General features: G+C 66.3%; 20 protein-coding genes. 4 read left to right on the top strand and 16 right to left on the bottom strand.

From position 1 onward, the window contains the following. Positions 1-4: 4 nt before the first annotated feature. From ACTJKQ_RS22275 to ACTJKQ_RS22265, 3 genes are all read right to left on the bottom strand, one after another. Complete coding sequence (locus tag ACTJKQ_RS22275; protein ID WP_440598087.1) at positions 5-901, bottom strand: LysR family transcriptional regulator; 897 nt, start codon at positions 899-901, stop codon at positions 5-7. Between the two features lie 471 nt (positions 902-1,372). After that, entirely contained in the window at positions 1,373-1,786 is a 414-nt protein-coding gene (locus ACTJKQ_RS22270) for a hypothetical protein (protein ID WP_260668135.1), read from the bottom strand. 137 nt (positions 1,787-1,923) lie between these two features. Next, positions 1,924-3,027, bottom strand: a complete 1,104-nt coding sequence (locus tag ACTJKQ_RS22265; protein ID WP_440598086.1) for a tartrate dehydrogenase — start codon at positions 3,025-3,027, stop codon at positions 1,924-1,926. Between the two features lie 124 nt (positions 3,028-3,151). Here ACTJKQ_RS22265 and ACTJKQ_RS22260 point away from each other — a divergent pair, with 124 nt between their 5' ends. Continuing rightward, a complete protein-coding gene (locus ACTJKQ_RS22260; RefSeq protein ID WP_056058218.1) occupies positions 3,152-4,096 on the top strand; it encodes a LysR substrate-binding domain-containing protein in 945 nt (314 codons plus the stop codon). 89 nt (positions 4,097-4,185) lie between these two features. On the opposite strand, the gene ACTJKQ_RS22255 is transcribed toward ACTJKQ_RS22260, so the two are convergent. Together ACTJKQ_RS22255 and rpsU are read right to left on the bottom strand one after the other, a co-directional pair. Next, on the bottom strand, positions 4,186-4,632 hold the full coding sequence (locus ACTJKQ_RS22255; protein ID WP_121942334.1) for a GatB/YqeY domain-containing protein: 447 nt from the start codon (positions 4,630-4,632) through the stop codon (positions 4,186-4,188). A 213-nt stretch (positions 4,633-4,845) separates the two neighbouring features. After that, the gene (gene rpsU, locus ACTJKQ_RS22250) at positions 4,846-5,058 is read right to left on the bottom strand and encodes a 30S ribosomal protein S21 (protein WP_007833691.1); all 213 of its coding nucleotides are present in this window, start codon (positions 5,056-5,058) and stop codon (positions 4,846-4,848) included. A gap of 309 nt (positions 5,059-5,367) precedes the next feature. Here rpsU and ACTJKQ_RS22245 point away from each other — a divergent pair, with 309 nt between their 5' ends. Beyond that, complete coding sequence (locus ACTJKQ_RS22245; RefSeq protein WP_440598085.1) at positions 5,368-8,628, top strand: EAL domain-containing protein; 3,261 nt, start codon at positions 5,368-5,370, stop codon at positions 8,626-8,628. 18 nt (positions 8,629-8,646) lie between these two features. On the opposite strand, the gene ACTJKQ_RS22240 is transcribed toward ACTJKQ_RS22245, so the two are convergent. From ACTJKQ_RS22240 to ACTJKQ_RS22230, 3 genes are all read right to left on the bottom strand, one after another. Next, positions 8,647-9,915, bottom strand: coding sequence for an NAD(P)/FAD-dependent oxidoreductase (locus ACTJKQ_RS22240; RefSeq protein WP_440598084.1), 1,269 nt, complete (start codon positions 9,913-9,915; stop codon positions 8,647-8,649). A 132-nt stretch (positions 9,916-10,047) separates the two neighbouring features. Further along, positions 10,048-12,270: a TonB-dependent siderophore receptor gene (locus ACTJKQ_RS22235; RefSeq protein ID WP_440598083.1), complete on the bottom strand. Its 2,223-nt coding sequence runs from the start codon at positions 12,268-12,270 to the stop codon at positions 10,048-10,050. 320 nt (positions 12,271-12,590) lie between these two features. Further along, on the bottom strand, positions 12,591-13,775 hold the full coding sequence (locus ACTJKQ_RS22230) for an ABC transporter substrate-binding protein (protein WP_440598082.1): 1,185 nt from the start codon (positions 13,773-13,775) through the stop codon (positions 12,591-12,593). 232 nt (positions 13,776-14,007) lie between these two features. Between ACTJKQ_RS22230 and ACTJKQ_RS22225 the strand changes: the two genes are divergently transcribed. Beyond that, positions 14,008-14,490 carry a DUF4124 domain-containing protein gene (locus ACTJKQ_RS22225; protein WP_440598081.1) on the top strand — a complete coding sequence of 161 codons (483 nt, stop codon included), beginning with the start codon at positions 14,008-14,010 and terminating at the stop codon, positions 14,488-14,490. Between the two features lie 27 nt (positions 14,491-14,517). Here the strand turns inward: ACTJKQ_RS22225 and ACTJKQ_RS22220 are convergent, their stop codons facing one another. Next, entirely contained in the window at positions 14,518-15,651 is a 1,134-nt protein-coding gene (locus ACTJKQ_RS22220; RefSeq protein ID WP_056743951.1) for a sterol desaturase family protein, read from the bottom strand. Between the two features lie 118 nt (positions 15,652-15,769). Here ACTJKQ_RS22220 and ACTJKQ_RS22215 point away from each other — a divergent pair, with 118 nt between their 5' ends. Continuing rightward, positions 15,770-16,258 carry an acyl-CoA thioesterase gene (locus ACTJKQ_RS22215; RefSeq protein WP_056058237.1) on the top strand — a complete coding sequence of 163 codons (489 nt, stop codon included), beginning with the start codon at positions 15,770-15,772 and terminating at the stop codon, positions 16,256-16,258. Between the two features lie 75 nt (positions 16,259-16,333). Here ACTJKQ_RS22215 and ACTJKQ_RS22210 read toward each other — a convergent pair whose 3' ends face one another. The 7 genes from ACTJKQ_RS22210 to nirB form a co-directional block, all read right to left on the bottom strand. After that, on the bottom strand, positions 16,334-17,038 hold the full coding sequence (locus tag ACTJKQ_RS22210; protein WP_440598080.1) for a methyl-accepting chemotaxis protein: 705 nt from the start codon (positions 17,036-17,038) through the stop codon (positions 16,334-16,336). Positions 17,039-17,278: 240 nt separating this feature from the next. Continuing rightward, positions 17,279-18,112, bottom strand: coding sequence for a uroporphyrinogen-III C-methyltransferase (gene cobA, locus ACTJKQ_RS22205; protein WP_440598079.1), 834 nt, complete (start codon positions 18,110-18,112; stop codon positions 17,279-17,281). Next, complete coding sequence (ybiB, locus tag ACTJKQ_RS22200; protein WP_440598078.1) at positions 18,109-19,032, bottom strand: DNA-binding protein YbiB; 924 nt, start codon at positions 19,030-19,032, stop codon at positions 18,109-18,111. Before ybiB ends, cobA begins: the two co-directional genes overlap by 4 nt. 168 nt (positions 19,033-19,200) lie before the next feature. Beyond that, positions 19,201-22,038 (bottom strand): nitrate reductase, encoded by a 2,838-nt coding sequence (locus tag ACTJKQ_RS22195; RefSeq protein WP_440598077.1) that lies wholly within the window; start codon positions 22,036-22,038, stop codon positions 19,201-19,203. A gap of 127 nt (positions 22,039-22,165) precedes the next feature. After that, on the bottom strand, positions 22,166-22,567 hold the full coding sequence (gene nirD / locus ACTJKQ_RS22190; protein ID WP_260668109.1) for a nitrite reductase small subunit NirD: 402 nt from the start codon (positions 22,565-22,567) through the stop codon (positions 22,166-22,168). Between the two features lie 68 nt (positions 22,568-22,635). Then, the gene (locus ACTJKQ_RS22185) at positions 22,636-23,448 is read right to left on the bottom strand and encodes a type IV pili methyl-accepting chemotaxis transducer N-terminal domain-containing protein (RefSeq protein WP_440598076.1); all 813 of its coding nucleotides are present in this window, start codon (positions 23,446-23,448) and stop codon (positions 22,636-22,638) included. Positions 23,449-23,468: 20 nt separating this feature from the next. After that, complete coding sequence (gene nirB, locus ACTJKQ_RS22180) at positions 23,469-25,916, bottom strand: nitrite reductase large subunit NirB (protein ID WP_440598075.1); 2,448 nt, start codon at positions 25,914-25,916, stop codon at positions 23,469-23,471. Positions 25,917-26,012 lie beyond the last annotated feature (96 nt).

Raw genomic sequence — 26,012 nt, 5'->3', positions numbered from 1 at the left:
GCCATCACTCTGCGAAATCTGCAAAGTCCGCCAGCAACTCCAGCACGCCCTCCACGGCGGACGAGGGCGGTGGCTGGTGGCGGTGCGCCACGGCCATGGGGCGCATCAGCGGCGGCTGCAGGGGGCGGATCTGCACGCCGGGCGTGCCCTGCAGGTCCTCCACCTCCTCCATCGGTAGCAGTGCGGCGCATTGGCTGGCCACGGCCAGGCTTTTGAGGGCGCCAGGGTAGCTCAGGGCCAGAAAGGGGCGTGGGTGATGGCCTGCCTGACCAAACCAGTTGGCAATCAACCCGTGCATCTGCGTGGCGGGCGCAAACGATGCCCAGCGCCGGCTGGCCAGCCAGTCGGGGCCGACGCGGTCTGGTGCATCCCACGCGGCGGGCAGCAGGGCCACCATGGGGTCGTTGCGCCAGGGGGTCTGGCGCACCTCTGCCAGCGGCGGCTGGGGGCTGGCGACGATGGCAATGTCCAGCGTACCGGCCTTGAGCCGTTGCATCGACTCGGCCGAGCCCACAGCCTCCAGGCGGATTTCAACCCCGGGGCTGCGTGCCGCCAGTGCCTCCAGCATGCGTGGCAGCAGCCGGGTGCTGACACCCGCCGACACGCCCACCCGCACCATGCCTTCGCGGCCCGATGCGTGGCGCCGCACGCGTTCCACCAGGTCATCGCTGGCCAGCAACAGCTGGCGGCCTTCGCGCACCAGCACCTCGCCAGCGGGGGTGAGGTCGGCCTGCCGCCATCCGCGCACCACCAGCTCGGCGCCCAGGCGCGATTCCAGTTCCTTGATGTGCATGCTCACCGTGGGCGGCGCGAGGTGCAACGCCTGCGCGGCAGCCGCAAAGGTGCCCAGGTCGGCGATGGCGATCAGGGTTTGCAACTGGTCGAGATTGAGGTTACGCATCAGCTTTTATGAAGTGAATCGTCATTGAATTCAACTTTACAGATGGTAAGCCCGGCGAGAGCATTGCGGGGCCATGAAACACCCGCATCCCCACACCACTGCCCCCAGAGCCGTCTCTGCTTCAAACCTTGTGGGCCGCCAGCGACCGGTGCGAACCGTTGCCATAGTCGTGTTTCTGCGTGCGCTGGGTTGGGCCGTGGCGGGCGCGCGCAGCGCCACGGATCGGTGGGCTGCTGCTGCGGCGCGCGCCGAGCGGCGCGTCACCGAGCAGTTCAGGGTGCCCCCAGGTGGTGGGTGAGAGCCATATTTGAGTGAAATTGGCGTGTAGCGCAGGTAATTCACGCGCTGGTAGCTATCATTTCAGGAGTGAAGGCGCGTTGCTGGTCAGCCGGCAGTCGCCTTCGCCTCAGTCCGCCCCCGCAGTGTCATGGGCAAAACGGGGCATCCGATGTGTGTGCGGCCTGAGGGCGCTTACTTGCGCTGGTTGAAATGGCTCTCGACTTCGGCGGTATGGCCGGCATAGCTCTTGGAGATGGGCCAGGTGCTGCACAGGCTGGTGCGCAGCCGTTGGCCTGATTGGAAGGCGAACACCATGTGCTCGGACCCCTTGGCGAACCGCACGCCGCAACTTCCCTGGTCGCCCCGAGTGTGCACCGTGATGGCCGTGGCCTGATCGCCTTTGTAGATGGTCGTGGGCCTGAAAAGGGCTCGGTACTCGTTTTTGTTCGCAGGGTCGACGATCTCTTCTGTCACAACGCCTTTGAACACGACAGTGGCCTGTGGAGCATTTGCTTCCGCCGAGGCGAGCTTGCAGCTGCATGCATAGGTATTGCTGGCCAGCCAGGCCATGGCGGCGGTGCAGAAGATGGTGGTGACGGGCTTCATATAGGGCCTTGCTCAGAGGGTGGAGTGGGGCAGCTATCGATTCGGCAGTACCGGTGCTGCAGCCGTGCTGGGGCAGTTCAAGGCTGGTGACGGGCGCTCGTTGCAAACAGTGATGCGTTCGTGGCGCCGTGCACCGATCAGGCGGCAGCAACGTGCTCCGCGATGGCTTGTCCCACTTGCGTTGTGCTGGCGCTTCCTCCCAGGTCCGGCGTGCGCGGCCCGCTCTTGATCACCTCTTCGATGGCCGCCACGATGGCATCGTGTGCCAACCTGCCCGCGCCCTGGCCGTGGGTGAGGAAGTCCAGCATCAGCGCCCCCGACCAGATCATGGCAATCGGGTTGGCGATGTTTTGGCCGTAGATGTCGGGCGCGGAGCCGTGCACGGGCTCGAACAGGCTGGGGAACGTGCGCTCGGGGTTCAGGTTGGCCGAGGGCGCCAGGCCAATGGTGCCGGTGGTGGCCGGGCCCAGGTCGCTCAAGATGTCGCCAAACAGGTTGGTGGCAGCCACCACGTCAAAGCGCCCAGGCTGCAGCACAAAGCGGGCGGTGAGGATGTCGATGTGCTGCTTATCCAGCGTGACCTCGGGGTAGGCCTGGGCCACGTCGTCGGCACGCTGGTCCCACCAGGGCATGCTGATGGCGATGCCGTTGCTTTTGGTGGCCAGGGTGACATGCTTCTTGGGGCGGCTTTGCGCCAGGTCGAACGCGAACTTCAGCAGGCGGTGGGCGCCGTGGCGGGAGTAGACGGATTCCTGGATCACGATCTCGCGGTCGGTGCCCTGGTACATGATGCCGCCCAGTGACGTGTACTCCCCCTCGGTGTTCTCGCGCACCACGCAGTAGTCGATGTCACCGGGTTGGCGGCCCGCCAGGGGGCAGGGTACGCCTTCGAACAGGCGCACGGGGCGCAGGTTGATGTACTGGTCGAACTCGCGGCGAAACTTGAGCAGCGAACCCCATAGCGACACATGGTCCGGCACGGTGGCGGGCCAGCCCACGGCACCGAAGAAGATCGCGTCCATGCCCGCCAGCTGCGCCTTCCAGTCGTCGGGCATCATTTTTCCGTGGGCGGCGTAGTAGTCGCAGCTGGCCCAGTCGATGGCAGTGGTTTCGAGCGCAATGCCAAAACGCGCTGCGGCGGCTTGCACCACGCGCAGGCCTTCTGGCAGCACTTCCTTGCCAATGCCGTCTCCGGCGATGAGGGCGATGCGGTAGGTTTTGGGGGCAGTGGAGAAGGTCATCAAGCGGTCCTTGCAATGGCTTCGAGGGTGCGGCTGCAGGGCGCAGCCAGCGGCATGGTCTGCATTGTTCCCAGCGCTTCCGATAACTACAATCCGCCAACTGTGGCCTTATCCTTCACACATCGTGCATAAAAATCCTGCAGCCGAAGACCTGCGCGTGTTCACGGCCGTGGTGCGCAAGGCCAGCTTTGGCGGCGCCGCCACCGAGCTGGGCACTTCGCCCGCCTACGTCAGCAAACGCATCCGCCTGCTGGAGCAGGACCTGCAGGTCAAGCTGCTGCACCGCACCACCCGCCGCGTGGCGGTGACGGAGGAGGGCGAGCGCGTCTTCCACTGGGCGCAGCGCATTCTGGACGACATGGAGCAGCTGATGCAGGAGGTAGCGGTGACGCGCAGCGAGCCACGCGGCCTGCTGCGGGTGAGCAGCAGCTTTGGTTTTGGCCGCCAGATCGTGGCGCCTGCGCTGTCGCGGTTGGTGGAGCAGCACCCGGGGCTGCAGGTGCGTCTGGAAGTGTTCGATCGGCTGGTGGATGTGGCGGGCGAAGGGTTTGACCTGGACGTGCGCGTGGGCGACGAAATTGCGCCGCACCTGATCGCCCGCCGCCTGGCCGACAACCACCGCGTGTTGTGTGCGGCGCCTGCCTACCTGCAGAGCAAGGGCTCGCCGCGCACGGTGGCCGACCTGGCCGCGCACGACTGCCTGGTGATCAAGGAGCGTGACCATCCATTTGGCGTGTGGCGCCTGCGCAGCGGTGCGCAGGAAGAGTCGGTGAAGGTGCGCGGCCCGCTGTCGGCCAACAACGGCGAGATGGCCGTGCAGTGGGCGGTGGACGGACGTGGCGTGGTGCTGCGCTCGTTGTGGGATGTGGGCGCGCACCTGCAGACCGGGCGCCTGGTGCAGGTGCTGCCGCAGTGGCAGCAGGAGGCCAATGTGTGGGCCGTCTACCCCACGCGGCTGGAGCGCTCGGCCAAGGTGCGGGTGTGCGTGGAGTTTTTGCAGGCGCACTTTCGCGACGGGTGGGCGTCGGGCAGCGCAAAGACCGGTGTGGGCGCAAACGCCTCGGTTTGAAGCAAAAATAGCTGCTAGCGCCCGTCTTACAAGCGCTAGCAGCTATCAAAAAGATGCCGGTCGTACCGTGGGCACGACCGCAGGGGCGATCAGCCCGCCAGTGCCGCTTTCACGGCGGCCGACACCTGGCCCATATCGGCCTTGCCCGCCAGGCGGGTCTTGACCACGCCCATGACCTTGCCCATATCGCCAGGGCCCGATGCGCCCACCTCAGCCACGATGGCCTTCACGGCAGCCAGCGTTTCTTCGGCCGACATGCGTTCGGGCAGGTAGGCCTGCAGCACAGCCATCTCGGCCTTTTCCTTGTCGGCCAGGTCCTGGCGGCCTGCGCCTTCAAAGGCGGTGATCGAGTCCTTGCGCTGCTTGATGAGCTTGTCCACGATGGCAACCACGGCCGCGTCGTCCAGCACGATGCGCTCGTCCACTTCCTTTTGCTTCATCGCGGCCTGCAGCAGGCGGATGGTGCCCAGGCGCTCGCTGTCCTTGGCGCGCATGGCGGTTTTCATGTCTTCGGTGATCTGGTCCTTGAGGCTCATGGCGGCTTCCTTGGTTGGTTTTAGACAAGAACAGGGGTTTGCCAAAAGGCTTTCTGGCTAGGCGTCAACGCCGCAGACAGTAGTGTTGCTACGGCAAGGCGTTGCAACGACGCCAGAAAGCCTTTTGGCAAACCCCAAAAACAAAAACCCGCGCTTGGCGTCCCTAGCGCGGGTTTGTCGGCACTCCGTATCAGGACGGGGCCAAAGCGGTACTTAGTACAGCTTCTTGGGCAGTTGCATGCTGCGAACGCGCTTGTAGTGACGCTTCACGGCAGCAGCCTTCTTGCGCTTGCGCTCGGCGGTGGGCTTTTCGTAGAACTCACGGGCGCGCAGGTCGGTCAGCAGGCCGAGCTTTTCAATGGTGCGCTTGAAGCGGCGCAGTGCAACGTCAAAGGGTTCGTTTTCTTTTACGCGGATCGTAGTCATTAGCTAATGTTTTCCAAATGGTGCCTGCAGAGGGGCTTGGGGAGATCGGGCCTCAAGTCCGTACAAAGCGGTTTCCCCGTCTGTAACTAGTATTTGGCCGACGGGGCATTGCCAGCAAAGCCGGAGATTATAGCCTTTATCCACGCCCAGAGCGCAAGGATTGCCGGTCTGTCCCCGAACAGGGCGTCCGGTGGGCTTCTCACAGCCGGGCCGCACCGCAATGGCGCGGAAGTTGCTTCACGTTGTAACACTCCTATTCACCGGTGGAGAGCCCTGGCCATCCGCCCGGGCGGCCCCGCCGCAGACACCATGGCATTCATGCACCGCGTATCGGGTTGGCTGGGCCGGCTCAGTGTGGGCCGCAAGCTCATGCTCATCTATCTGCTGGACCTGACGGCGGTGATCTACGTCTCCAGCATCCTGATCCACGAAAAATACCTGGCGATTGATTTCACGCGCAAGGAAGTGGTGGGCACGACCTATGCGGCCGTGGTGCGCGATGGGCTGATGGGGCAGTTCCTGGATGCTTCGCAGCAGCCTCCGCTGGTGGCCGATGTGCTGACCCGCCTGGACGCCGTACGGGCAGCCCACGACGAACAACTGCACACGGCCGAGGTGGGGCAGCGGTTTGGCGTGGCGCTGCAGCAGCTGACGGGCCAGCCCCAAGGGGGCGCTCCAGCTGCTGATCCGCAGACGCTCACCCGGCTGCGCAGCCAGCTGCTGCGCGAGGGGCGTGAGTTGCTCACCACGGTGGGCAACCAGTCCAACCTGATCCTGGACCCGGACCTGGACAGCTACTACGTGATGTCGCTGGTGGTGCTGCGGTTTCCCGAGTTGCTGCAGGCGGTGCATGACACCGTCAGCTTTTTGAACGCAGCGCCATCAAGGCGCGGGCCGCAGTGGTCGTCCGAGCTGCTGACGCTGGTGGGGCGGCTGGATGCGGTGATGCTGGGTATCGAGTCGGACTACAACCAGGCCTTCATTGCAGGCTCGCCCGAGATGCGGGCCGCGCTCGTGCGCCAGCGCGAGGCGCTCAAGGCGGCGCAGGAGGGCTTTCAGGCCTTGCTGCAGGGCATTGCGTCGGGCGAGTCGCGCCTGACGGTGGCGCAAGTGGGTGTGCAGGAGGCACAGGTGCTGGGCGCGCTGCGCGATGCCTGGTCGGTGGGCATTGTGGACCTGGAGCGTTTGCTGAACCAGCGCGCCGACAGCCTGTTTGCCCGCATGTGGTTGCACTTGGGCACGGCGCTGGTGCTGCTGGGCTGCATCCTTTCGCTCGTCACCCTGGTCGCGCGCCAGATCGCCAAACCGCTGCAGCAACTGGCCCGCGTGGCCGACGAGGTGCGCAAGAGCGGCGACCACACGCTGCGCGCGCACTGGGCCAGCCGCGACGAGATCGGCCGCCTGGTTACCGCGTTCAACGAGATGCTGTCCCAGCTCGACCGCGACCGCGTGCTGCAGCAAGAGCTGGCCGCCAGCGCCCGTGCGGCCGAGGCCCAGCGCGAGCTGGTGGAGGCCTTCCCCATCCCCATGGTGGTCACGTCGATTCCCGAGCACGAGGTGCTGCACTCCAACGCACCTGCGGCCCACTGGCTGGGGGGCCGCAAGACCGACCCCTGGGCCGTGGGGCTGGAGCCCGGCGTGCGCGCGCGCTTCTTCCAGCGCCTGGCGGACCAGGGCTCTGTTGATGAGTTCGAGGTGCGCTGGAAGGGCAGCCCCGAGCCTTCGTGGGCCGTGCTGTCGGCGCGGCGCCTGCAGTTCCAGGGGCGCGACTCGGTGCTCACGGCCTTCACGCCCATCAACGTGCTCAAGGTGATGGAGCAGCGCCTGGAGCTCTGGGCCAAGGTGTTCGAGGCCTCGTCCGAGGGCATCATCATCATGAACGCCGAGCAGCAGATCATCAGCGTGAACAAGGCGTTCTGCCGCAGCACGCACTACGACTTCTACGAGGTCATTGGCGAAGACCTGGGCTTTCTGCTGGAAGAGGCGGGCGCCGAGCCGCTGTCGGTGCAGATCCAGCGCACCATGCTCGACAAGGAGTCGTGGCAGGGCGAGGTGCGGTTTCGCCGCCGCTCGGGCGAGACCTACCCGGCCTGGCTCATGGTGTCGGCCGTGCGCGAGGGCAAGGGCGGTGCGGTGGCCAACCACATCGGCATTGCCATCGACATCACCGACCGCAAGCTCAACGAGGAGCGCATCCAGTTCCTGGCGCACCACGATGTGCTCACCGAGCTGCCCAACCGATCACTGTGCGTGCAGCGCCTGCAGATGGCGCTGGCGCAGGCGCCCATCACGGGTGAAAAGGTCGCGGTGCTGTTCATCGACCTGGACCGCTTCAAGGCCATCAACGACACGCTGGGCCACCACATTGGCGATGGCCTGCTGCGCTCGGTGGCCGCGCGCCTCACGCAGGCCGTGCGCAGCCGCGACACCGTGAGCCGCCTGGGCGGCGACGAGTTTGTGGTGGTGATGCGCGACGTGGCCGGGCGCGAGGATGTGCAGCAGCTGGTGGAGCGGCGGCTGATCCCGCTCATCCGCCAGAGCCACCCGGTGGAGGGGCATGAACTCAATGTGTCCTGCAGCGTGGGCATCGCCGTGTACCCCGAGGATGGCAGCGACATTGACGAACTCATGCGCCGCGCCGACGCCGCCATGTACGAGGCCAAAACCACCGGCCGCGACATGGCGCTGTTTTATTCCATGGAGACCGACCAGCGTGCGGTGGCCCGTCAGACCATGGAGCAGCAACTGCGCCGCGCGCTGGAGCGCCACGAGCTGAGCCTGCACTACCAGCCCCGCCTGAGCGCCCAGGGCACCCAGCTGCTGGGCGTGGAGGCGCTGCTGCGCTGGACCAGCCCGGTGCTGGGCTCCATCCCTCCCAGCGAGTTCATCCCCATCGCCGAAGAGACCGGCATGATCCGCGCCATTGGCAGCTGGGTGTTGCAGCAAGCCTGCGAGCAGTGGGTGCGCTGGCAGCAGCTGGCGCTGGAGGCGGGCCCGGGCGATGCCTTGATGCCACACCCGCTGGCCCGGGTGTCGATCTCGGTCAACCTGTCGGCCGCGCAGATGTCAGACCCCGCGCTGGTCGCCGACATCGAGGCGCTGCTGCTGCGCACTGGCATGCCCGCGCACCGGCTGGAGCTGGAGATCACCGAGTCCCAGCTCATGGACAACGCCCATGCGGCCGAGCAGCAACTGGCGGCGCTCAAGGCGCTTGGCGTGCAGCTGTCCATCGACGATTTCGGCACCGGGTATTCCAGCCTGGCCTATCTGAAGCGCTTTGACATCGACCGCCTCAAGGTGGACAAGTCCTTTGTGCGCGACATGCTGGCCAACCCAGCCGACATGGCCATCACCCGCGCCATCATCGCGCTGGGCCACACGCTGGGCCTGCGCATCGTGGCCGAGGGCGTGGAAGACCTGGCCACGGCCCAGGTGCTGAGTGCGCTGGATTGCGAGGAGCTGCAGGGCTACCACTTCAGCCGGCCGCTGCCGGTGCCGGAGCTGGAGGTCTGGGCGTGCCAGCACCAGCCCTCGGGCGCGCCGGTGCGGGAGGCCGCTGTGCTGGCCTGATGGACTTTTACGGGTCCGTCAGTGCGCAGCGCCAGCAGGCTCTGCCTGCGGCAGTGGCAGCGCCTGCGCGCAGGCATATGCGCTGGCCCAGGCCCACTGAAAGTTGTAGCCGCCCAGCCAGCCTGCCACGTCCACCACCTCGCCAATGAAGTACAGGCCGGGCTGCGTCTTGCACTCCATGGTCTGCTGCGACAGCGCGCGCGTGTCCACGCCGCCCAGCGTTACTTCGGCTTTCTTGTAGCCCTCGGTGCCCGTGGGCGTCAGCTCCCAGCGCGCCAGCTGCTCCGCCAGGCGCGCCAGGGCCTTGTCGCTGGCCTCGTTGATGGGCCGCTGCCAGTCCGCCTCGCGGCTGGCCCAGGCGTCGGCCAGCCGGCTTGGGACCAGGGTGGCCAGCTCGTTGGCAACCAGCTTGCGCGAGCGGGCCTTGCCCTGCGCCAGCGCAGCGGGCAGGTCCACCGTGGGCGCCAGGTTGATGGCCAGGGGCGTGCCCTCCTGCCAGTAGCTGGAGATCTGCAGCACCGCCGGGCCCGACAGGCCCCGGTGGGTGAACAGCAGGTCTTCGTCAAACGCCATGCGAGTTTTCTTGGCACCTGTGCTGATCTGCACCGGCAGCGCCAGCCCCGCCAGCTGCGCATACGGCGCCCAGCCCGCGCCGTCAAAGGTCAGCGGCACCAGGCCCGGCTTGCGCTCGATGAGCGGGATGCTGAACTGCTGCGCGAGCCGGTAGCCAAAGTCGGTGGCGCCGATCTTGGGGATGGACAAGCCGCCGGTGGCAATGACCAGCGCACCCGCCGACACCGGCCCACGATCAGTATCAATTTGATAGCTGCCCCGGCATGATTCACTAGCGCTTGATGCCAAAAAGTCTATTTTTTTGACGCTACAGGGCTGCCAGCGGGTCACGCCACCCGCCTCACACTCGGCCAGCAGCATGGCAATGATGTCCTCGGCCGAGCGGTCGGCAAACAGCTGGCCCTTGTGCTTTTCGTGAAACGGGATGTCGTGCTTTTGCACCAGCGCAATGAAGTCGGCGGGCGTGTAGCGCGACAGCGCCGAGCGGCAGAACTGCGGGTTCTGCCCCACAAAGTGTTTGTGCGGCGCGGCCGGGTCCAGGTCGCGGTTGGTGAAGTTGCAGCGCCCGCCGCCCGAGATGCGGATCTTTTCGGCCACCTTGTCGGCATGGTCGATGAGCAAGACCTTCAGGCCCCGCTGGCCCGCCTGGCCCGCGCAGAACAGGCCGGCAGCGCCGGCGCCGATGATGATGGCGTCAAAAAATGGGAGGGACACGGGAAGGCATCAAAAGGGACAAAGGCGTGATTGTCCCCCGGCTGCCCCGGGGCCTGCTCCGCACGGCGCGATGCCGCTGCGGCGCAAGCCCCGGTCGCCCCCTCTCTCCCTCTTGTGTTGCTAGTCGGCCGGTCAGAACGCTGCGCGCAGCGTCACGCTCAGGTTGCGCGGGTCCGCATAGTTGCCGTAGTCCAGGTTGGCCCAGTACTTCTGGTTGGTCACGTTGTTCACCGCCAGCGTCGCGCTCACCTTGGGGTTGAACTGCCAGGATGCACGCAGGTTGAGGATGGCCTTGGGCGACTGCTTCACCGTCACCGTGCCGCTGGGGTGCGGGATGTTGAAGCCCTCGATGGCGCTTTGCCAGGTCAGGTTGCCGCCCACCGACAGCGGCGCCAGCGCGCCCGACAGCTGGTAGTCCGTGCCCAGTTGCAGCAGGTAGTCGGGCATGTTGGCGTAGATCAGGTCGGTCGGGGCACGCGTGACCTTGGCGCGGGTCAGGCCCGCGCTCACACGCCACTGCCGGGTGGCCATGCCTGAGAACTCCAGCTCGAAGCCGGTGGACTTCGTGCCGTTCACGGCCACGTAGGGCAGGCTGCCGTCGGGCAGCGGTGTGGTGATGGCGCTGTCGCGCACGCCGAAGTTGTCTTGCTTGGTCTGGAACACCGCAAAGTGCGCCTGGATGCGGCGCTCGAACAGCTCGGCCTTGAGGCCAGCCTCGGCATTGCTGCCGATGACGGGCGACAGCGGATTGTTGTTGCGGTCCTTGTAGTTCTGCGGGTTGAAGATGCGCGCGTAGCTGGCGTAGGCCGACAGGGTGGGCGTGATGTCGTACACCGCGCCGATGAAGGGCGTGACCTTGCGGTTCTCGTCCTGGATGGCCGAGCGGCCTGCATAGCTGCCGGTGGTGCCATAGGTGTCGGAGTGGCGGTGCCAGTCGGTCAGGCGCAGGCCGGTGAGCACCGACAGCGGGTCGGCCACGCGCCAGCGTGCCGAGGCGAACAAGCCCGTCTGCTGCGTGATCTGCGTGCGCCATGCGCCAGTCTTGGAATACGTGGGCGCAGGTGCGTTGCCGTCCCAGGTGTAGATGTTGGGGATCACGTAGCTCCACCCCGCCACGGACGTGTAGCCATCGGTGCGCGTGGCGGTGCGGGTGGAGCTCATGCCCACCACCAGGTCGTGCTTGCGGCCACCCAGCTCGAACTTGCCCGACAGGTAGGCGTCCACCGTGTCCTGCGTTTCGCTGCTGCCACTCACGGCGGCATACAGCGTGGTGCCCGCGCCGGTGACCGGGTTGATGAATGGGGCCTGGCTGGTGGTGGCGCCATAGCCGTAGGTGCTCAGGCGGAAGGTGTCGCCCTCGGTGTGGTTCAGCGCGGCCTTCAGGCTCCAGTCGTCATTGAGCTGGTGGTCCAGCGTGGCGTAGAGCGTGCCGGAGGTGCGCTCCCAGCGCGTCCAGGGCGGCGAGAAGCTGGTGGAGATCGGCAGGTCGATGGGCGCGCCCGTGGTGGCAAAACGCGGGATGGTGCCCCAGATCGGCGCCTTGGGGTCGTTGGACTGGCGCTGGTAGCCCAACGACACCACGGTGGCGGTGCCGATGTCGGCCTCCACCGCAGCCAGCAGGGCGGTCTTGTCCTCGGAGTAGCGGTCGCGGAAGCTCTCTTTTTTCTGCGGAGCCACGACCAGGCGGCTGCGCACACTGCCGTCGCTGTTGAGCAGTGCGTTGATGTCCAGCTCGCCCCGGTACAGATTCCACGACCCGGCGGTGAGCGCTACAGACGCTGCAAACTCACGCTGCGGGCGCTTGCGGATCATGTTGATGGTGGCCGAGGGCACGCCCACACCGGTCTGAATGCCGTTGGCGCCGCGCACGATGTCGATGCGCTCGTACAGCGCGGTGTCGAACTCCTGGTTGGTGCTGCTGCTGTAGCTGGGCAGGCCGTCGGTCTGGAAGTCGGTGATCTGGAAGCCGCGCGCGTAGTACAGCGGGCGCTGTGTGTCGTAGAAGCTCACGGCAATGCCGTTCACGTTGCGCAGCACGCTGTCAATGCTGGTGAGCGACTGGCGCTCGATCTGCGCGCGCGTCACCGTGCTGACGGACTGCGGCGTTTCACGCGGCGTGAGCTGGAGGCGGGTGGATGCGCTCTCGCGCGCACCCGACACGGTGACGCTGTCCAGCGCCTTGGGCTCCACGACCTGGTCGGTGTTGGCTGTGCCCGAGAGGGAGGGTTCGGCTGCGGGCGCTGGTGACCCGGCGGTGGTCTGGGCACTGGCGGTGCCCATCATGTTGGCTGCGAGGAAGGCGGCCACCGCCAGAGGGTGGAGGGCACAGACAAGGTGTCTGCGGGGTGCGTGCATGAAAGGGCTCCTGGGGGAAATGCGTTGGCAGGCTGGCTGGCAACGCTCCTCCGACGGGATGCACGGCTGGCTGGGATTTGTAAAATTTTAAATACAAATGCGAACTATTCTCAAAAACTTGGCAGATATTGCCCCAAGGTGCGGGTTTTTGTTGTTCTGGTGGCACAACTCACCGGGTGGGACGCAGTCCGCTGCACCTGGTAGCCAGGGTGATGCCTTTGCGTGGCGCTGTGGTGGGCACTGCGGCACGCCCACGCGGTGTGCCATGCCCCCTGCAGGCCCGCTGGCGCCGAAGCCGCCAGCGACTGCTGATGCGGCGCTTACTGCCTGTACACCCCGCCAGTGCCCACCACCGCAATGTCCACATAGTTGGACCCATGGTGGTTCTGTGCGCTGAACTGGTAGCCGAAGCCGCCCAGGTCCAGATTGCCCAGGCCCTCCATGGCAGTGACCAGGCTGGTGCGTGTGACGCCAGGCCCCGCAGCGCGCAGGCCTTCAATGAGTACGCGCGCGTCCATGTAGCCGGTGTAGCGGTCGTAGTCCACGGGCTTGTCGTAGCGCTTCATGGAGGCCTGAAAGTCGCGCGTGAGCGCAATGGTGGGCTTGGTGGGCGAGGGGCCCGTACGCGCCACCGCCAGGCCACGCGCATCGTCGCCCAGCGCCTTGAGCACAGCGGTGCCTGCACTCAGCGACAGGGTGTAGATGGGCACGCCCAGGTGAGCGCGGTTGGCCCGCACATAGGCCACTACCGACGGGCCTGCCGCCACCAGCAGCACGGCCTGCGGCTTTTGGCTGGCCAGGGCCTTGGCGGCTTCGTTCGCGTCTTCACCCGACGAGGCCAGCGCATGCGACCCCGCCAGCGTCGCGCCTTCAGCGGCAACCGTCTTTTCGACCAGGGGCAGCAGCAGTTTGCCGAAGTCATTGTTTTCGTAGGCCACCGCAATGCGCGAGGTCTGCACGGCCACCAGGTTGCGCACGATCTTCACCAGTTCGTCGGCATAGCTGGCGCGGGTGGTGAGAAGGTAGGGGTGCTGCTGCGCGCGGACGGCGGGGCTGCCGGTGTACACGGAGATCAGCGGCAGCTTGGCCTGCGCCAGGTAGGGCAGCAGCGTCATGACCTGCGAGGTACCGGCCACGCCAAACAGTGCCAGCACGCCGTCTTTTTCGCTCAGTTGCTTGGCGTTGTCCAGCGCACGGCGGGCGTCAAAACCATCGTCCAGCGACACCAGCCGGATCTTGCGGCCACCGATGCCGCCCTTGGCGTTGGCGTCTTCCACGGCGGCTTCCTGCCCCTCGTGGATGGGCGACAAAAACGGCGCCATGCCGCCTGACAGTGCGGTTGAGCGGCCGATGAGGATGTCTCCCTTGCCGCCGCCGGCGGGCTGTGCGCGGGCGGGCAGGCCAGCCAGGGCTGCGCTACCGGCCAGCGCAAGGACCAGGCTGCGGCGGCGCGCCAGGGGCAGCCCCTGGTCGGCGGGCCACGCATTTGCATTCGGGGTCTTCATCACACAGCATCTCCAGCAAAAAACCGATTCAAAGGGCTGCGAGGCCCCGAAGAGCGGCGATGGTAGGAGGGCGCTGTGCCCGGCACGCACCGGGTTTCTACCGGGGGCGCGTCATCTTAGGGACATGTGTCTATCCACCCATGGCTCTGTCGGCACCCGCGCAAAACGGTGCGATTCGTCCCGCCCCATGCGGCGCGGTAGCATGTGGCATGGACCTGCCAAGGAAGACACCATGACTCTGATCCGCTACTCCATCTGTGCCCTGGCGCTGGGCTGCCTGGCCCCCGCCTGGGCCATCAACAAGTGCACGGACGCCAATGGCAAGGTGTCGTTCCAGGACGCGCCTTGTGCGGGCGAGGGCGAGAAGATCGACGTGCGCCCCACCACCCGTGGCGCCACCCCGGTGCAGCCGCCCGCAGCGCCTTCGGCCGAGGGCGCATTTGGCCCCACCTGGCAGCGCAAGAATTACCTGCAGACCCAGGGCATCCCCCAGGCGCGCGCCGCTATCGAGCGCAACCAGCGTGAATGCACGGCCCAGCCCAATGCCGTGGCCACGGCAGGGCCGCTGCGGCGCGGCAACCTGCCGTCGGGCAACCAGTTTGTGCAGGAGGGTGCGGAAAAGGCCGCCGATGCCAAAGCCGCGTGTGAAGAACGGACCGAGGCCCTGCGCGAGCAACTGCGGGTGCTGGAGCGAGAGCTGGCGGCGATGCCCTGAGACAGCGGCCCTGTCAAAGAGAACTCTTCACCCCTTCCAGGTGAACGGAAACTTGAACTGCTTCACAAAGCCGTTGGGCACGTAGTCGCCCAGCACGCCATAGTGCTCGGGCCAGAGCTTGGTGCTTTTGACGGCGGTGCCAAACAGGTAGTCCAGAAACGCGAAGTGCGCGGCGTAGTTCTTGTCCAGCGCCTCCTGGTCCTGGCTGTGGTGCCAGTGGTGGAAGTTGGGCGTGACCAGCACGTAGCGCAGCGGCCCAAGTCGCACGCTCACATTGGCGTGGTTGAACACGGCCTGGAAGCCCACCACCACGATGTATGCGTCGATCACTTCCTTGCTGAAGCCCAGCACATAGATGGGGGCCAGCACCAGCGTGCGGGTGATCAGCAGCTCCAGGATGTGCTGGCGCGAGCCCGCCATCCAGTCCATGCTTTTGACGCTGTGGTGCACGGCGTGCAGGCGCCACAGCAGGGGCACCTCGTGGTAGGCGCGGTGCGTCCAGTACTGCACCAGGTCGGCCACCAGGATGATGAGGAACAGTGCCACCCAGAAGTTCAGCCCCTGCACCCAGCCGCGAATGCCGTCGCTCGCCGCCCAGCCAAAGAACTTGTGCACGATGAGGTTGGTGGCCAGCAGCACAAAACCCACCACCATGTGGTTGACGATGAAGTGGTGAAAGTCCGTCTGCCACTCGGCGCGGAAGATGGGCTGGTCCTTGCGCAGCGCAAACAGCTTCTCGATGAAGATGAAGATCAGCGAGCTGCCCAGCAGGTCCAGGATGAACCAGTCGAGGCCGATGTAGGGTGTGTTGTCGGGGAAGTTCGGGTCCACCTCCACCTTGTGGCCGCCCAGCAGCGCGGCAATCGCCACGATGGCAAACGCAAAGGTGGCCAGCCAGCGGGCGCGGTTGAACAGGATGTTGACCAACGAGATGCCGCCCGCAATTGCCATGGCCACCAGCATGATGTTGCGTATCACCGCCACGTCGTAGCTCTTGCGCAGCTGCGGCGTGGTGAGGTACTCGGGGAAGTGAAAGGCCAACACGCCCAGAAGGCACAGGATGGCCAGCGTGAGCGCAATCACGCCCGACACCAGCCCCTTGCCGGTGCGCAATGCGCCGTGGCTTTCGGTGAATTCGTTGAGTTTTTCTAGTTCGATCATCGGTTCCTCCTCGCACCCGGTCAGCAGGTGCTGCGCGAGTGTAGCGAAGCCGCCACCCGCAGTGCGCCGGGCTCAACTTGCACGCGACGCAGCACACGCAGCTTTCTAAAATCGCTGCATGAACATCCCTTCACACCAACTCAGCATGACCGTGCTCATGTCGCCCGACATGGCCAACTTTTCGGGCAACGTGCACGGCGGCGCCATCCTCAAGCTGCTGGACCAGGTGGCGTACTCGTGCGCCAGCCGCTATTCGGGCTGCTACACCGTGACGCTGAGCGTGGACCAGGTGATGTTTTTGCAGCCCATCCATGTGGGCGAGCTGGTGACGTTTCTGGCCAGCGTGAACTACACGGGCAGCTCGTCGATGGAAGTCGGTATCAAGGTGGTGGCCGAAGAGATCCGTTCGCAGGTGGTGCGGCATGTGAACAGCTGCTTTTTCACCATGGTGGCGGTGGATGAGGCGCGCAAGCCCGTGCAGGTGCCGCCACTGTCGCCTTCCACCCCCGACGAGCGCCGCCGCTGGGACGCTGCGGTGATCCGCAAGACGCTGCGCAAGGAACTGGCACAGCGGTTTCAGCAAGTGCGAGAAACCGCCGGGCAGTAATCCGTTGAGTGGGCGCCTTCCAAGGCCCTGGGCGCATCGCCCCGGGCCTTTTCTCTGTCCCTCACGCTGTGCTGCTCAGGCCGCGTTGCGGCTGCGTCCGGCCAATGACACCGCCTGCAGGGACAGGCCGTCAATTTCGTTGGTGATGCCTGACAGCACATTGGCCACCACCGCAAACTCGCGCCCGTGCTGCCCGGCACGCGCTGCCATCACCTGGGCGTTGAAGCTGACCACCTTGGCCTCGCGGGCCACGGTCTGGATCGAGGCCACGATGCCGGCCAGCTCTTTCATCAGGGTTTCGGACTGCGCCTTGCTTACCTGGTCGAACGCGGTGGTGGCCGTGTTGAGGGCGTCGAGCACACCGTCGGTGGTTTCGACCAGCCTAGCCAGGGCGTCTTCCACGCGCGGGCTCTGGCGCTCGGCCAGGTCCAGCGCCGTGCCCACCTGCTGGGCAAACGCGTCGATGGTGGCGCCCACGCCCTGGGGGCCGTGGTAGGCCTTGCGGATGATTTCGCCGCTGGCGGCATCGAGGTGGCGGGGCGTGTCGACCAGCCGGGCCTGGCTGTCGGTGAACAGCGCGAGCGAGCTGCGCGCGGCCTTCAGGTGCAGGTCGCTGCCGCGCGCGGCCAGCACGGTTTGCAGCACCATGCGCTGCGACAGCATGCGCTGGCGCGCTGCAAGATTGACGAGCGACATGCCCCCATCGCGCGATGGAGCCTGTGCAGGGGACGACAGCGTGGGCATGCTGGAAGTGCGTGCGGGGAGGGGGAAGGCTGCCATGATGTTCCTTGTGCGTGTTGCATTCAGATGCATGTCTTCAAGCAATACCCGGGCCAATGTGTGTACAGCCGCGTGACCCAATGCGGTGCTGTGGAGCGGGGGGCAGGCTTGATGAAAAACGCGGCTGCGCAACGCGTGGGCGTGCCCTGAAGCACATTGGTTTGCGCTCGCGCACGGTGCATCCCCGACCTGCGCAGCGCGCAATCGGGACTGTGGAATTGTGGGGGTCGTTGTGTGTGCTCAGCCCGCGCGCCGGGCCTGCAACGGCACGGCGCCAGCGTCCTGCACGGCCAGTGCGACTCCGCGCACCACATCGCCCACCACAATCACCGAGGGGCTGGCCAGCCCTTCGCGGGTGATGGTGGCGTGCAGCGCGCCCAGGGTGGTGATGGCATGCCGCTGGTGGGGCAGGCTGGCGTGCTGGATGACGGCGACCGGTGTGTCTGCAGGCAGGCCGGTGAGCAGTTCTTGCTCGATGGTAGCGGCGCCGCTTACACCCATGTAGATGACCAGCGTGAGCTTGGCGTCGCGCGCCGTGGCGGCCAGTTGGCGCCAGTCGGTGCCCGCGTCACCGGGCTTGGCGTGGCCGGTGACAAACACCACGCCGTGGGCATGCTCACGGTGCGTGAGCGGTGCGCCCAGCGAGGTCAGGCCCGCCAGGCCTGCGGTGATGCCGTTGATGACGGTGACCTGCACACCGGCGGCACGCAGGTGCTCCACCTCTTCGCCACCCCGGCCGAAGATGAAGGGGTCGCCGCCCTTGAGGCGCACCACGTTCTCGCCTTCGTTCACGGCCATCAGCATCAGCTTTTCGATGAAGGCCTGTGGTGTGCTTTTGCAGCCGCCGCGCTTGCCCACGTAGACGATGCGCGCTGTGGGCGATGCGTGCTCCACGATGGCATCGCTCACCAGGTCATCCACGAGCAGCACGGTCGCCGCCTGGATGGCCTTGAGCGCCTTGAGGGTGAGCAACTCCGGGTCGCCCGGGCCTGCGCCCACCAACGTGCAGCTGCCGCCGGTGCCCAGGTGGGGTGGGGCTGTGGGCGATGTGATGGACGGCGTGGGGCGGCTCATGGGGATGTCTCCGAAACGGTTTGATCGACCAGTCGCAAGATATGTTCCACCTGCCGTTCAATGGCGTGTGGAATGGGCAAATCGCCCGCCAGCACCTGGCGCGTGTAGGTGGCTGTGGTGGCCACATCGATCTCGGCGGGCAGGCCGGGCACCTCGCTGGCCGTGCCCGGTTGTTGTGCCTCCAGCACCGTATGCACGCCGTGCACAAAGCCGTCGTAGCGGGGGGTGCGGCGTGGGTCCGTGGCGACCTCGCCCTCCAGCCCGCGCGAGAGCAAGGCGTTTATCCCCAGGGGGCGGAAGGTGCTCTGCAGCATCTCGAAATATTCGGGGTGGGTGTACGCCGTGACCACCACCGACGGCCCTGCGCACGGGCTCATCAGCTTGACCACGCTGTGCCCCGGGTTGCGCAGGCCCACCACCTCGCGCACGGCCAGCAGGCGTGCCAGCCCTGCGTGCAGGTGCTGGGTGTGCATGTGGCGCACCGTGCCGTTTGCTATCTTTTCAGGAGCTGTCAGGGCAGGTACTTCTAGCGCATTGAGCACATCCGATGCCAAAACGCGCCGCGCCTCGGTGCGCATGCCGTGCAGCAGCACGGGCAACCCTTCACGGGCCAGCAGCAGCGCCAGCAGCGGCGTCAGCACCGGCAGCTTGCGTGCGCCGTTGTAGCTGGGCAGCACGATCAGCGGGCGGTCGGTGGCGGGCAGCAACGCCAGGCGGCTGTGCGTGGCATCCAGAAAGCCGCACATCTCCTCGGACGTCTCGCCCTTGATGCGCATGGCCAGGCAGAAGGCGCCAATCTCCAGATCGGTCACGGCACCGTCCAGCACCTGGCCGAACAGGTCCGTGGCCTGCTCGCGCGTCAGCGGCTTGGCGCCGCGCGCGCCGCGGCCGATTTCCTTGATGTACTGGCTAATGCCCATGGCTTTTGTTGGCGGGACTTGTGAAACAGGGCGCCAGCGTCGTTGTTTCGGCTTGCCGTACAGGCGTACTGTCTGCGCCGAAAGCGCCTAGTTGGAGCCCTGCTGCACAAGTCCTGGTGGGGTTTGTTGGTTCGAGGGCTATTTTCCTGCAAGCAAGAGAACTTTTGGTTATATGACGGCCTGCGCGAGCGGTTTGGACGCCAGTGGCCCCGTATTGCGCACCATGCGCTTGAGTTCGGGCACGCACGAGCCGCAGTTGGTGCCGCAGCGCAGTTGGCCTTGCAGTTGCGCCAGGCGGTCGTCGTCGGTGCCATGGCAGTGCGCCAGTTGGGCGGTGATGGCGGCGTCTGTCACGTTGAAGCAGGTGCACACCGGTTTGCCGCGCGACTGCACGGCCACGGGCGCCTTGGCGCCGGGCACCAGCAGCAGGCGGCCGTAGGTCTGTGCAGGAAGCTCTTCCTGCAGCAGGGTCTTGAGCCAGCCTTCGGCGCTGGTGTCGCCAGCGAGCACGATGCCTTCGAGCGTGGTGTTGTCGCCTTGGCGCGTCAGCCGTGCGGCGCGGCGCTGGCCGCGTTTTTTGTCGGCATAGCGCAGCGTGTCGGCGCCTGCCATGCCCAGCAGGGCTTCGATCTGTGCGATCAACGCATCGGGCGGTGCCTCGTGGGCGGCGGCGCGCAGCAGCACGCCAGTGCGCTCGCGGCCGGGCTCATCCAGCGGGGTGTTGTTGCTGAAGGGCACGCAACTGGCGAACGCAAACTGCGCCATCAGTGCGGACAAGGTTTCGCGCGCTGCCAGTGCACCTTCGGCAGGCAGCCAGGCCATGGCCAGCAGCGTCCACGGCAGTTCGGCCTTGAGCACCTTGACGGCCGCGTGTTTCAGCTCGGGCTGTTTGGAGGTGGGGCAGAACGCCGAGGTGGTGAGCGCATTCACGCCCGCCAGCCGCTCGCCGGTGGAGGACACGCCGCTCAAAAATTCGCTGCCCCAGTGCATCGCCATGAACACCTGCGACAGGCCCAGCGTGGCGTCGGCCTGCACGGGCACCACGATGGAGCCGCGCTTGCTGGTCACATGTACCAGGTCGCCGCTGGCCAGCTTGCGCCGCTCCATGTCCTGCGGGTGCATCTGCAGGCTGGGTTCGGCCACATGGCCAAACAGGCGGCCCAGCGTGCCGGTGCGGGTCATGCCGTGCCACTGGTCGCGCAGCCGGCCCGTGGTCAGGCTGAAGGGGTAGCGCGATTCGCGGGGCTCGGCGGTGGGTTGCCATGCATGCGCAGCAAAACGCGCGCGGCCGTCGGCGGTGGGGAACACGCCATCTTCGTACAGGCGGGCCTTACCGGTGGTGGTGCCATCCTCCAGTGGCCACTGCTGCGGGCCTTGGGCTTCGAGCATCTCCCAGGACAGCCCCGTGATGTCCAGGTCACGCCCGCGTGTGCTTTCGCGGTGCTCCTTCCACACGGCTTCTGCGCCCATATCGGCCGCGTCTGTGGCGTAGGGGAACAGCGTGGGTGCACCAGGCCGCAGGCGTGCCTCCAGCTGGTGCGCAAACTGCACCGCAATGGCCCAGTCGTGGCGTGCCAGGCCGGGTGCGGGCACGGCCGTGCGCACGCGCGAGATGCGGCGCTCGCTGTTGGTCACCGTGCCGGTCTTTTCACCCCAGGTGGTGGCGGGCAGAAGCAGGTCGGCAAAGGCGCAGGTGGCGGCAGTGGCAAAGGCCTCTTGCACCACCACAAACTCGGCGCGCTGCAGGGCGCGGCGCACGGTGGCCTGGTCGGGCATGCTTTGCGCGGGGTTGGTGCAAGCAATCCACAGGGCCTTGATCTCGCCGTCGGCAGCGGCCTGGAACATCTCCACCGCCGTCTTGCCGGGCTTGGATGGCACATCGGCCACGCCCCACAGCGCGGCGACTTCGGCGCGGTGCTGCGGGTTGGCCAGGTCGCGGTGGGCGCTGAGCAAATTGGCCAGCCCACCCACTTCGCGCCCGCCCATGGCGTTGGGCTGGCCGGTCAGGCTGAAGGGGCCCGCGCCGGGTTTGCCGATCTGCGCGGTGGCCAGGTGCAGGTTGATGAGTGTGGCGTTCTTGGCCGTGCCGCTGCTGCTTTGGTTCAGGCCCTGGCAGTAGAGGCTCAGGGTCGCTTTGGAGGTGGCGAACCATTTGGCGGCGGTGGTCAGGTCGGCCACGCTGATGCCGCAGGTCTGCGCCACACGCTCGGGCGTGGCGTCGCGCACCAGGGCCTTGAGTTCGTCAAAGCCCGTTGTGTGGGCGGCGATGTAGGCGGTGTCGACCCAGCCCTCCCACAGCATGATGTGCAGCATGCCGTTGAACAGCATCACGTCGCTGCCGGGCTGGATGGGCAGGAACAGGTCGGCCATGCCCGCCGTGTCGGTGCGGCGCGGGTCGGCCACGATGACCTTCATGCCCGGGTTGGCGGCGCGTGCGTCTTCGATGCGGCGGAACAGGATGGGGTGGGCCCAGGCCGCATTGCTGCCCACGATGAACAGGCACTGCGCGTGGTTCACGTCGTCGTAGCAGGCGGGCGGCGCGTCGGCACCCAGCGTTTGCTTGTAGCCGGCCACAGCGCTGCTCATGCACAGGCGCGAGTTGGTGTCGATGTTGTTGGTGCCGATCAGGCCCTTGGCGAGCTTGTTGAAGACGTAGTAGTCCTCGGTGAGCAACTGGCCGCTGACGTAGAAGCCCACGGCATCAGGGCCGTGCTGGGCGATGGTGTGGGCGAACCGGTCGGCCGCCAGCGTCAGTGCGGCATCCCAGGTCACGGGCAGGGCGGCTTCGTTGCGCTGTGCGCGTTGCAGGGGGTGCAGCAGGCGGGTTTGCAGGGTGACCGGGCTGGTGGCTGTGAGGTGCAGGGTCGAGCCCTTGGTGCACAGGCGGCCAAAGTTGGCGGGGTGGGTGGGGTCGCCGCGCACGCCGGTGATCTGGGTGCCTGTGCTTTCGATGATCACGCCGCAGCCTACGCCGCAGTAGGGGCAGGTGGATTTGGTTTCTTGCATGGCGTGGTTGGGGTTGTTTTGGCCTCAGGCGCTAGTGCATGTTGCGCTGTCAGCTATTGTTTTGATAGTGTTGTCGTGTCCTCGCCGGGTACGCATGCGGCGCCTGGGGCGCAACACCCTGCCCGGCTCACACGCCCACCGCCCTGCGCGCAGGCCCTGCGATGGGGCGCGTCAAATCCGTGGCCACCGTCGCCAGCTCGCTCGCGTCCAGGTACACCGCGCCGTCTTCCACCTTCACGGCAAACTTCGGCGTGCAGCCCTCATCGGGCGCCGAGGCCTGGCCGTCGCACAGGCCAATGGTCCAGTTGTGCAGGGGACACGCCACATGGGTGCCAAACACGATGCCCTGGCTCAGCGGGCCGCCCTTGTGCGGGCAGCGGTCCAGCAGCGCGAACACGCCACCGGCGTCGTTGCGGAAGATGGCCACGTCCAGGCCCTGGGGGCGCGCCACGCGGCGTGAGCCCAGCACGGGGATGTCGTCCACCCGGCAGATCAGCTTCCATTCAGGGGTTGGGTTGTTGGTGGTCATGGGAATCGTCCTTGGTGTTGTTCGGTGGGATGTCGGGGGCGCGCAGGGGGCCGTTCCAGGGCAGGCCTTCAGCTGTTGCCCAGTGCGGCATACAGGCCGGTCACGCGGTCCATGCTGGCGAGCAGGTTCTCGCTGCTCACAAACACTTCCGACACCTGGCGGAAGGTGTTGTTGCTGGTGCCCAGGCGCTGCAACGCTGCGTCAAAAAAGACCCACTGGCCGTCGGCCAGCAAAAGCTCTTGCCGGATGCGTGCGGTGGCTTGCGGTGCATTGCGCAGCAGCTCGGTGGCGCTGATGAACTCGTCGCGCGCCTTGGCGATCTCGGTGGTGGCGGTGGAGGTGTCCACCCCCAGCATGGCCGACAGGCAGAACTTGGCCATGCGCTGGCTCAGCATGCGCTGGCGGCCTGCCACGTTGACCAGCTTGCCCACGGGCTTGCCCGAGGCGGCTTCGTACTGCACGGTGCCCTGGTGGGCCAGGGCCAGCACCTTGGCGTCGGCCTGCAGCAAGGCGGCAGCGCCGTCGCGCGACGGGCTGGTGCCCAGCAGCGTGGCCTTGTGGTCGGTCCAGGCAGATTCCAGCTTGGTGTAGGTGTCACGGATGGTGGGAGAGGGCGCGTAGGCCTTGAGTTCGCCCAGCTGGCGCTCGAACAGCGCCAGCGACTGGTCCAGCACGGCGCGTGCAGCAGGCGTGTCGGATTTGTGCGCCAACGCCAGCCAGGCCTTGCCCATGCGCTGGCTCAGCATGCGCTGGCGACCTGCCTTGTTGATGGCGTCGTTCAGGTCAGTGACCTGGGCCTGGGCGGTGCCCAGCGACATGATGCCCAGGGTGCTCCAGGCCGTGGTGTAGCCGGCGGCGGTCAGCAAGGTGCGGCGTTGCATGGTGTGGGGCTCCGGGCGCTTCAGGCGGCGGTCAGCGGGGCAAACTGGCGCGTGTCCACGGCTGCCTTGTCAAACTCGAACCAGGGGTCGGGCTCGCCGTCCAGCGCGAACTGCAGCTGCTCCCACAGCGCCTTGCGGCCTTCGTGGTCTTCCAGAATGCGCTTTTTCACATAGTCCAGGCCCACGCGGCTCACGTAGTGCACGGTGCGCTCCAGGTACCAGCCTTCCTGGCGGTACAGCTCGCAGAACGCGCCGGTGTACTCCAGCACTTCCTCGGCGGTTTTCAGCTTGGTGAAGAAGTGCGCCACCTCGGTCTTGATGCCGCCGTTGCCGGCCACGTACATCTCCCAGCCGCTGTCCACGCCGATGATGCCCACGTCCTTGATGCCGGCTTCTGCGCAGTTGCGCGGGCAGCCACTCACCGCAAACTTGACCTTGTGCGGGGCGTACATGCGCCACATGGCGCGCTCCAGGTCCTTGCCCATCTGCGTGCTGTCCTGGGTGCCCATGCGGCACCACTCGCTGCCCACGCAGGTCTTCACGGTGCGCAGTGCCTTGGCATAGGCATGGCCGCTGGGCATGCCGATGTCCTTCCAGACGTTGACCAGGTCTTCTTTCTTCACGCCCAGCAAATCGATGCGCTGGCCCCCCGTGACCTTGATGGTGGGGATGTTGTACTTGTCGGCCGCATCGGCGATGCGGCGCAGCTCGTCGGCTGTGGTTTCGCCGCCCCACATGCGGGGGATGACGCTGTAGGTGCCGTCTTTCTGGATGTTGGCGTGGCTGCGCTCGTTGATGGCGCGGCTTTGCGGGTCGTCCTTCGCGTCCTTGGGCCAGGTGCTGATGAGGTAGTAGTTGACGGCGGGGCGGCAGGATGCGCAGCCGTTGGGCGTCTTCCACTCCATGAACTTGAACACATCGCCAATGCTCAGCAGCTTGTTGGCGCGAATCGCGTCGCGCACCGCCTGGTGGCCGTGGTCGGTGCAGCCGCACATGGCCTTGGTCTTGGGCGTGGCGCTGTAGTCGCCACCGGCAGTGAACATGATGATCTGCTCGACCAGGCCCGTGCACGATCCGCACGATGCGCTGGCCTTGGTGTGCTTGCGCACTTCATCCAGCGTGAACAGGCCCTTGTCCTTGATGGCCTTGCAGATGGCGCCCTTGGTCACGCCGTTGCAGCCGCAGACCTCGTCGCTGTCCTGCATTGCGGCGGCCTTGCTCTGGCCCTGGTGGCCGGTGTCGCCCAGGTGCGATTCGCCAAACATCAGCTTGTCGCGAATGTCGGTCACGCTGCGGCCATCGCGCAGCAGCTTGAAGTACCAGCTGCCGTCCACCGTATCGCCATAGAGGCAGGCGCCCACCAGCTTGTCGTCCTTGATGACCAGCTTTTTGTACACGCCGCCAAAGGGGTCGCTCATCACGATCTCTTCGGTGTTGTCGCCACCCTGGAAGTCGCCCGCGCTGAACAGGTCGATGCCCGTGACCTTGAGCTTGGTGGAGGTGAGCGAGCCCTGGTAGCGGCCGATGCCGAACTCGGCCAGGTGGTTGGCCAGCACTTTGCCCTGCTCGAACAGCGGGGCCACCAGGCCATAGGCAATGCCCCGGTGTGCCGCGCATTCGCCCACGGCGTAGATGCGAGCGTCGGTGGTGGTTTGCAGCGTGTCGCTCACCACAATGCCGCGGTTGACGTGCAGGCGCATCTTTTCAGCCAGCGCGGTGTTGGGGCGGATGCCCACGGCCATCACCACCAGGTCGGCGGGCACTTCGGTGCCGTCCTTGAACTTGACGCTGGCCACCCGGCCTTCGGCATTGCCCACCAGCTCCTGGGTCTGCGCACCCATCAAAAAGCGCATGCCACGGTCTTCCAGCGACTTCTGCAGCATCTTGCCCGCCACGTCATCGAGCTGGCGCTCCATCAGCGAGGGCATCACGTGCACCACGCTCACGGTCATGCCGCGCTTCATGAGGCCATTGGCGGCTTCCAGGCCCAGCAGGCCGCCGCCGATGACCACCGCGTGCTTGTACGTGGCGGCTGCGTCGATCATGGCCTGTGTGTCGGCGATGTCGCGGTAGGCCAGCACGCCTTTCAGGTCCTTGCCGGGCACGGGCAGGATGAAGGGGTTGGAGCCCGTGGCCATGATGAGGCGGTCGTACTCGGCGGTGATCACATCGCCGTCCTTGCTGCTTGCGCTCACCACACGGCGCACGCGGTCCACATCGGTCACGGTGAAGCCGGTGTGCAGCGTGATGTGGTTGTCGGCGTACCACTGCCAGTCGTTGAGGATGATCTCGTCGATGGTCTGCTCGCCAGCCAGCACCGGCGACAGCAGAATGCGGTTGTAGTTGGGGTGCGGCTCGGCCCCGAAGACCGTGATGTCATACAGATCGGGGGCAATCTTGAGCAGCTCTTCCAGCGTGCGCACACCGGCCATGCCGTTCCCCACCATCACCAGTTTGAGCTTTTTCATCGTGACTCCGTCGGTTCCATCGCCTGGGCGATGCAAAAAACAAAAAAGGCGTCCACACGATGCAGCTCCGACATTCCATCGAAACCGCATGTGGGG

Source organism: Acidovorax sp. 22279 (assembly GCF_052045435.1).
In the GTDB taxonomy this organism is placed as follows: domain Bacteria; phylum Pseudomonadota; class Gammaproteobacteria; order Burkholderiales; family Burkholderiaceae_C; genus Acidovorax; species Acidovorax delafieldii.
This window is presented reverse-complemented; position numbering and strand designations above follow the sequence as displayed.

Coding starts and splice junctions, on each gene's coding strand:
- ACTJKQ_RS22220 (WP_056743951.1), bottom strand. CDS start 15,651: ATGATCGAACTAGAAAAACTCAACGAATTCACCGAAAGCCACGGCGCA.
- nirB (WP_440598075.1), bottom strand. CDS start 25,916: ATGAAAAAGCTCAAACTGGTGATGGTGGGGAACGGCATGGCCGGTGTG.
- ACTJKQ_RS22195 (WP_440598077.1), bottom strand. CDS start 22,038: ATGCAAGAAACCAAATCCACCTGCCCCTACTGCGGCGTAGGCTGCGGC.
- ACTJKQ_RS22210 (WP_440598080.1), bottom strand. CDS start 17,038: ATGGCAGCCTTCCCCCTCCCCGCACGCACTTCCAGCATGCCCACGCTG.
- ACTJKQ_RS22230 (WP_440598082.1), bottom strand. CDS start 13,775: ATGAAGACCCCGAATGCAAATGCGTGGCCCGCCGACCAGGGGCTGCCC.
- ACTJKQ_RS22215 (WP_056058237.1), top strand. CDS start 15,770: ATGAACATCCCTTCACACCAACTCAGCATGACCGTGCTCATGTCGCCC.
- ACTJKQ_RS22255 (WP_121942334.1), bottom strand. CDS start 4,632: ATGAGCCTCAAGGACCAGATCACCGAAGACATGAAAACCGCCATGCGC.
- ACTJKQ_RS22185 (WP_440598076.1), bottom strand. CDS start 23,448: ATGCAACGCCGCACCTTGCTGACCGCCGCCGGCTACACCACGGCCTGG.
- ACTJKQ_RS22245 (WP_440598085.1), top strand. CDS start 5,368: ATGGCATTCATGCACCGCGTATCGGGTTGGCTGGGCCGGCTCAGTGTG.
- ACTJKQ_RS22265 (WP_440598086.1), bottom strand. CDS start 3,027: ATGACCTTCTCCACTGCCCCCAAAACCTACCGCATCGCCCTCATCGCC.
- ACTJKQ_RS22235 (WP_440598083.1), bottom strand. CDS start 12,270: ATGCACGCACCCCGCAGACACCTTGTCTGTGCCCTCCACCCTCTGGCG.
- nirD (WP_260668109.1), bottom strand. CDS start 22,567: ATGACCACCAACAACCCAACCCCTGAATGGAAGCTGATCTGCCGGGTG.
- ACTJKQ_RS22225 (WP_440598081.1), top strand. CDS start 14,008: ATGACTCTGATCCGCTACTCCATCTGTGCCCTGGCGCTGGGCTGCCTG.
- rpsU (WP_007833691.1), bottom strand. CDS start 5,058: ATGACTACGATCCGCGTAAAAGAAAACGAACCCTTTGACGTTGCACTG.
- cobA (WP_440598079.1), bottom strand. CDS start 18,112: ATGAGCCGCCCCACGCCGTCCATCACATCGCCCACAGCCCCACCCCAC.
- ACTJKQ_RS22275 (WP_440598087.1), bottom strand. CDS start 901: ATGCGTAACCTCAATCTCGACCAGTTGCAAACCCTGATCGCCATCGCC.
- ybiB (WP_440598078.1), bottom strand. CDS start 19,032: ATGGGCATTAGCCAGTACATCAAGGAAATCGGCCGCGGCGCGCGCGGC.
- ACTJKQ_RS22270 (WP_260668135.1), bottom strand. CDS start 1,786: ATGAAGCCCGTCACCACCATCTTCTGCACCGCCGCCATGGCCTGGCTG.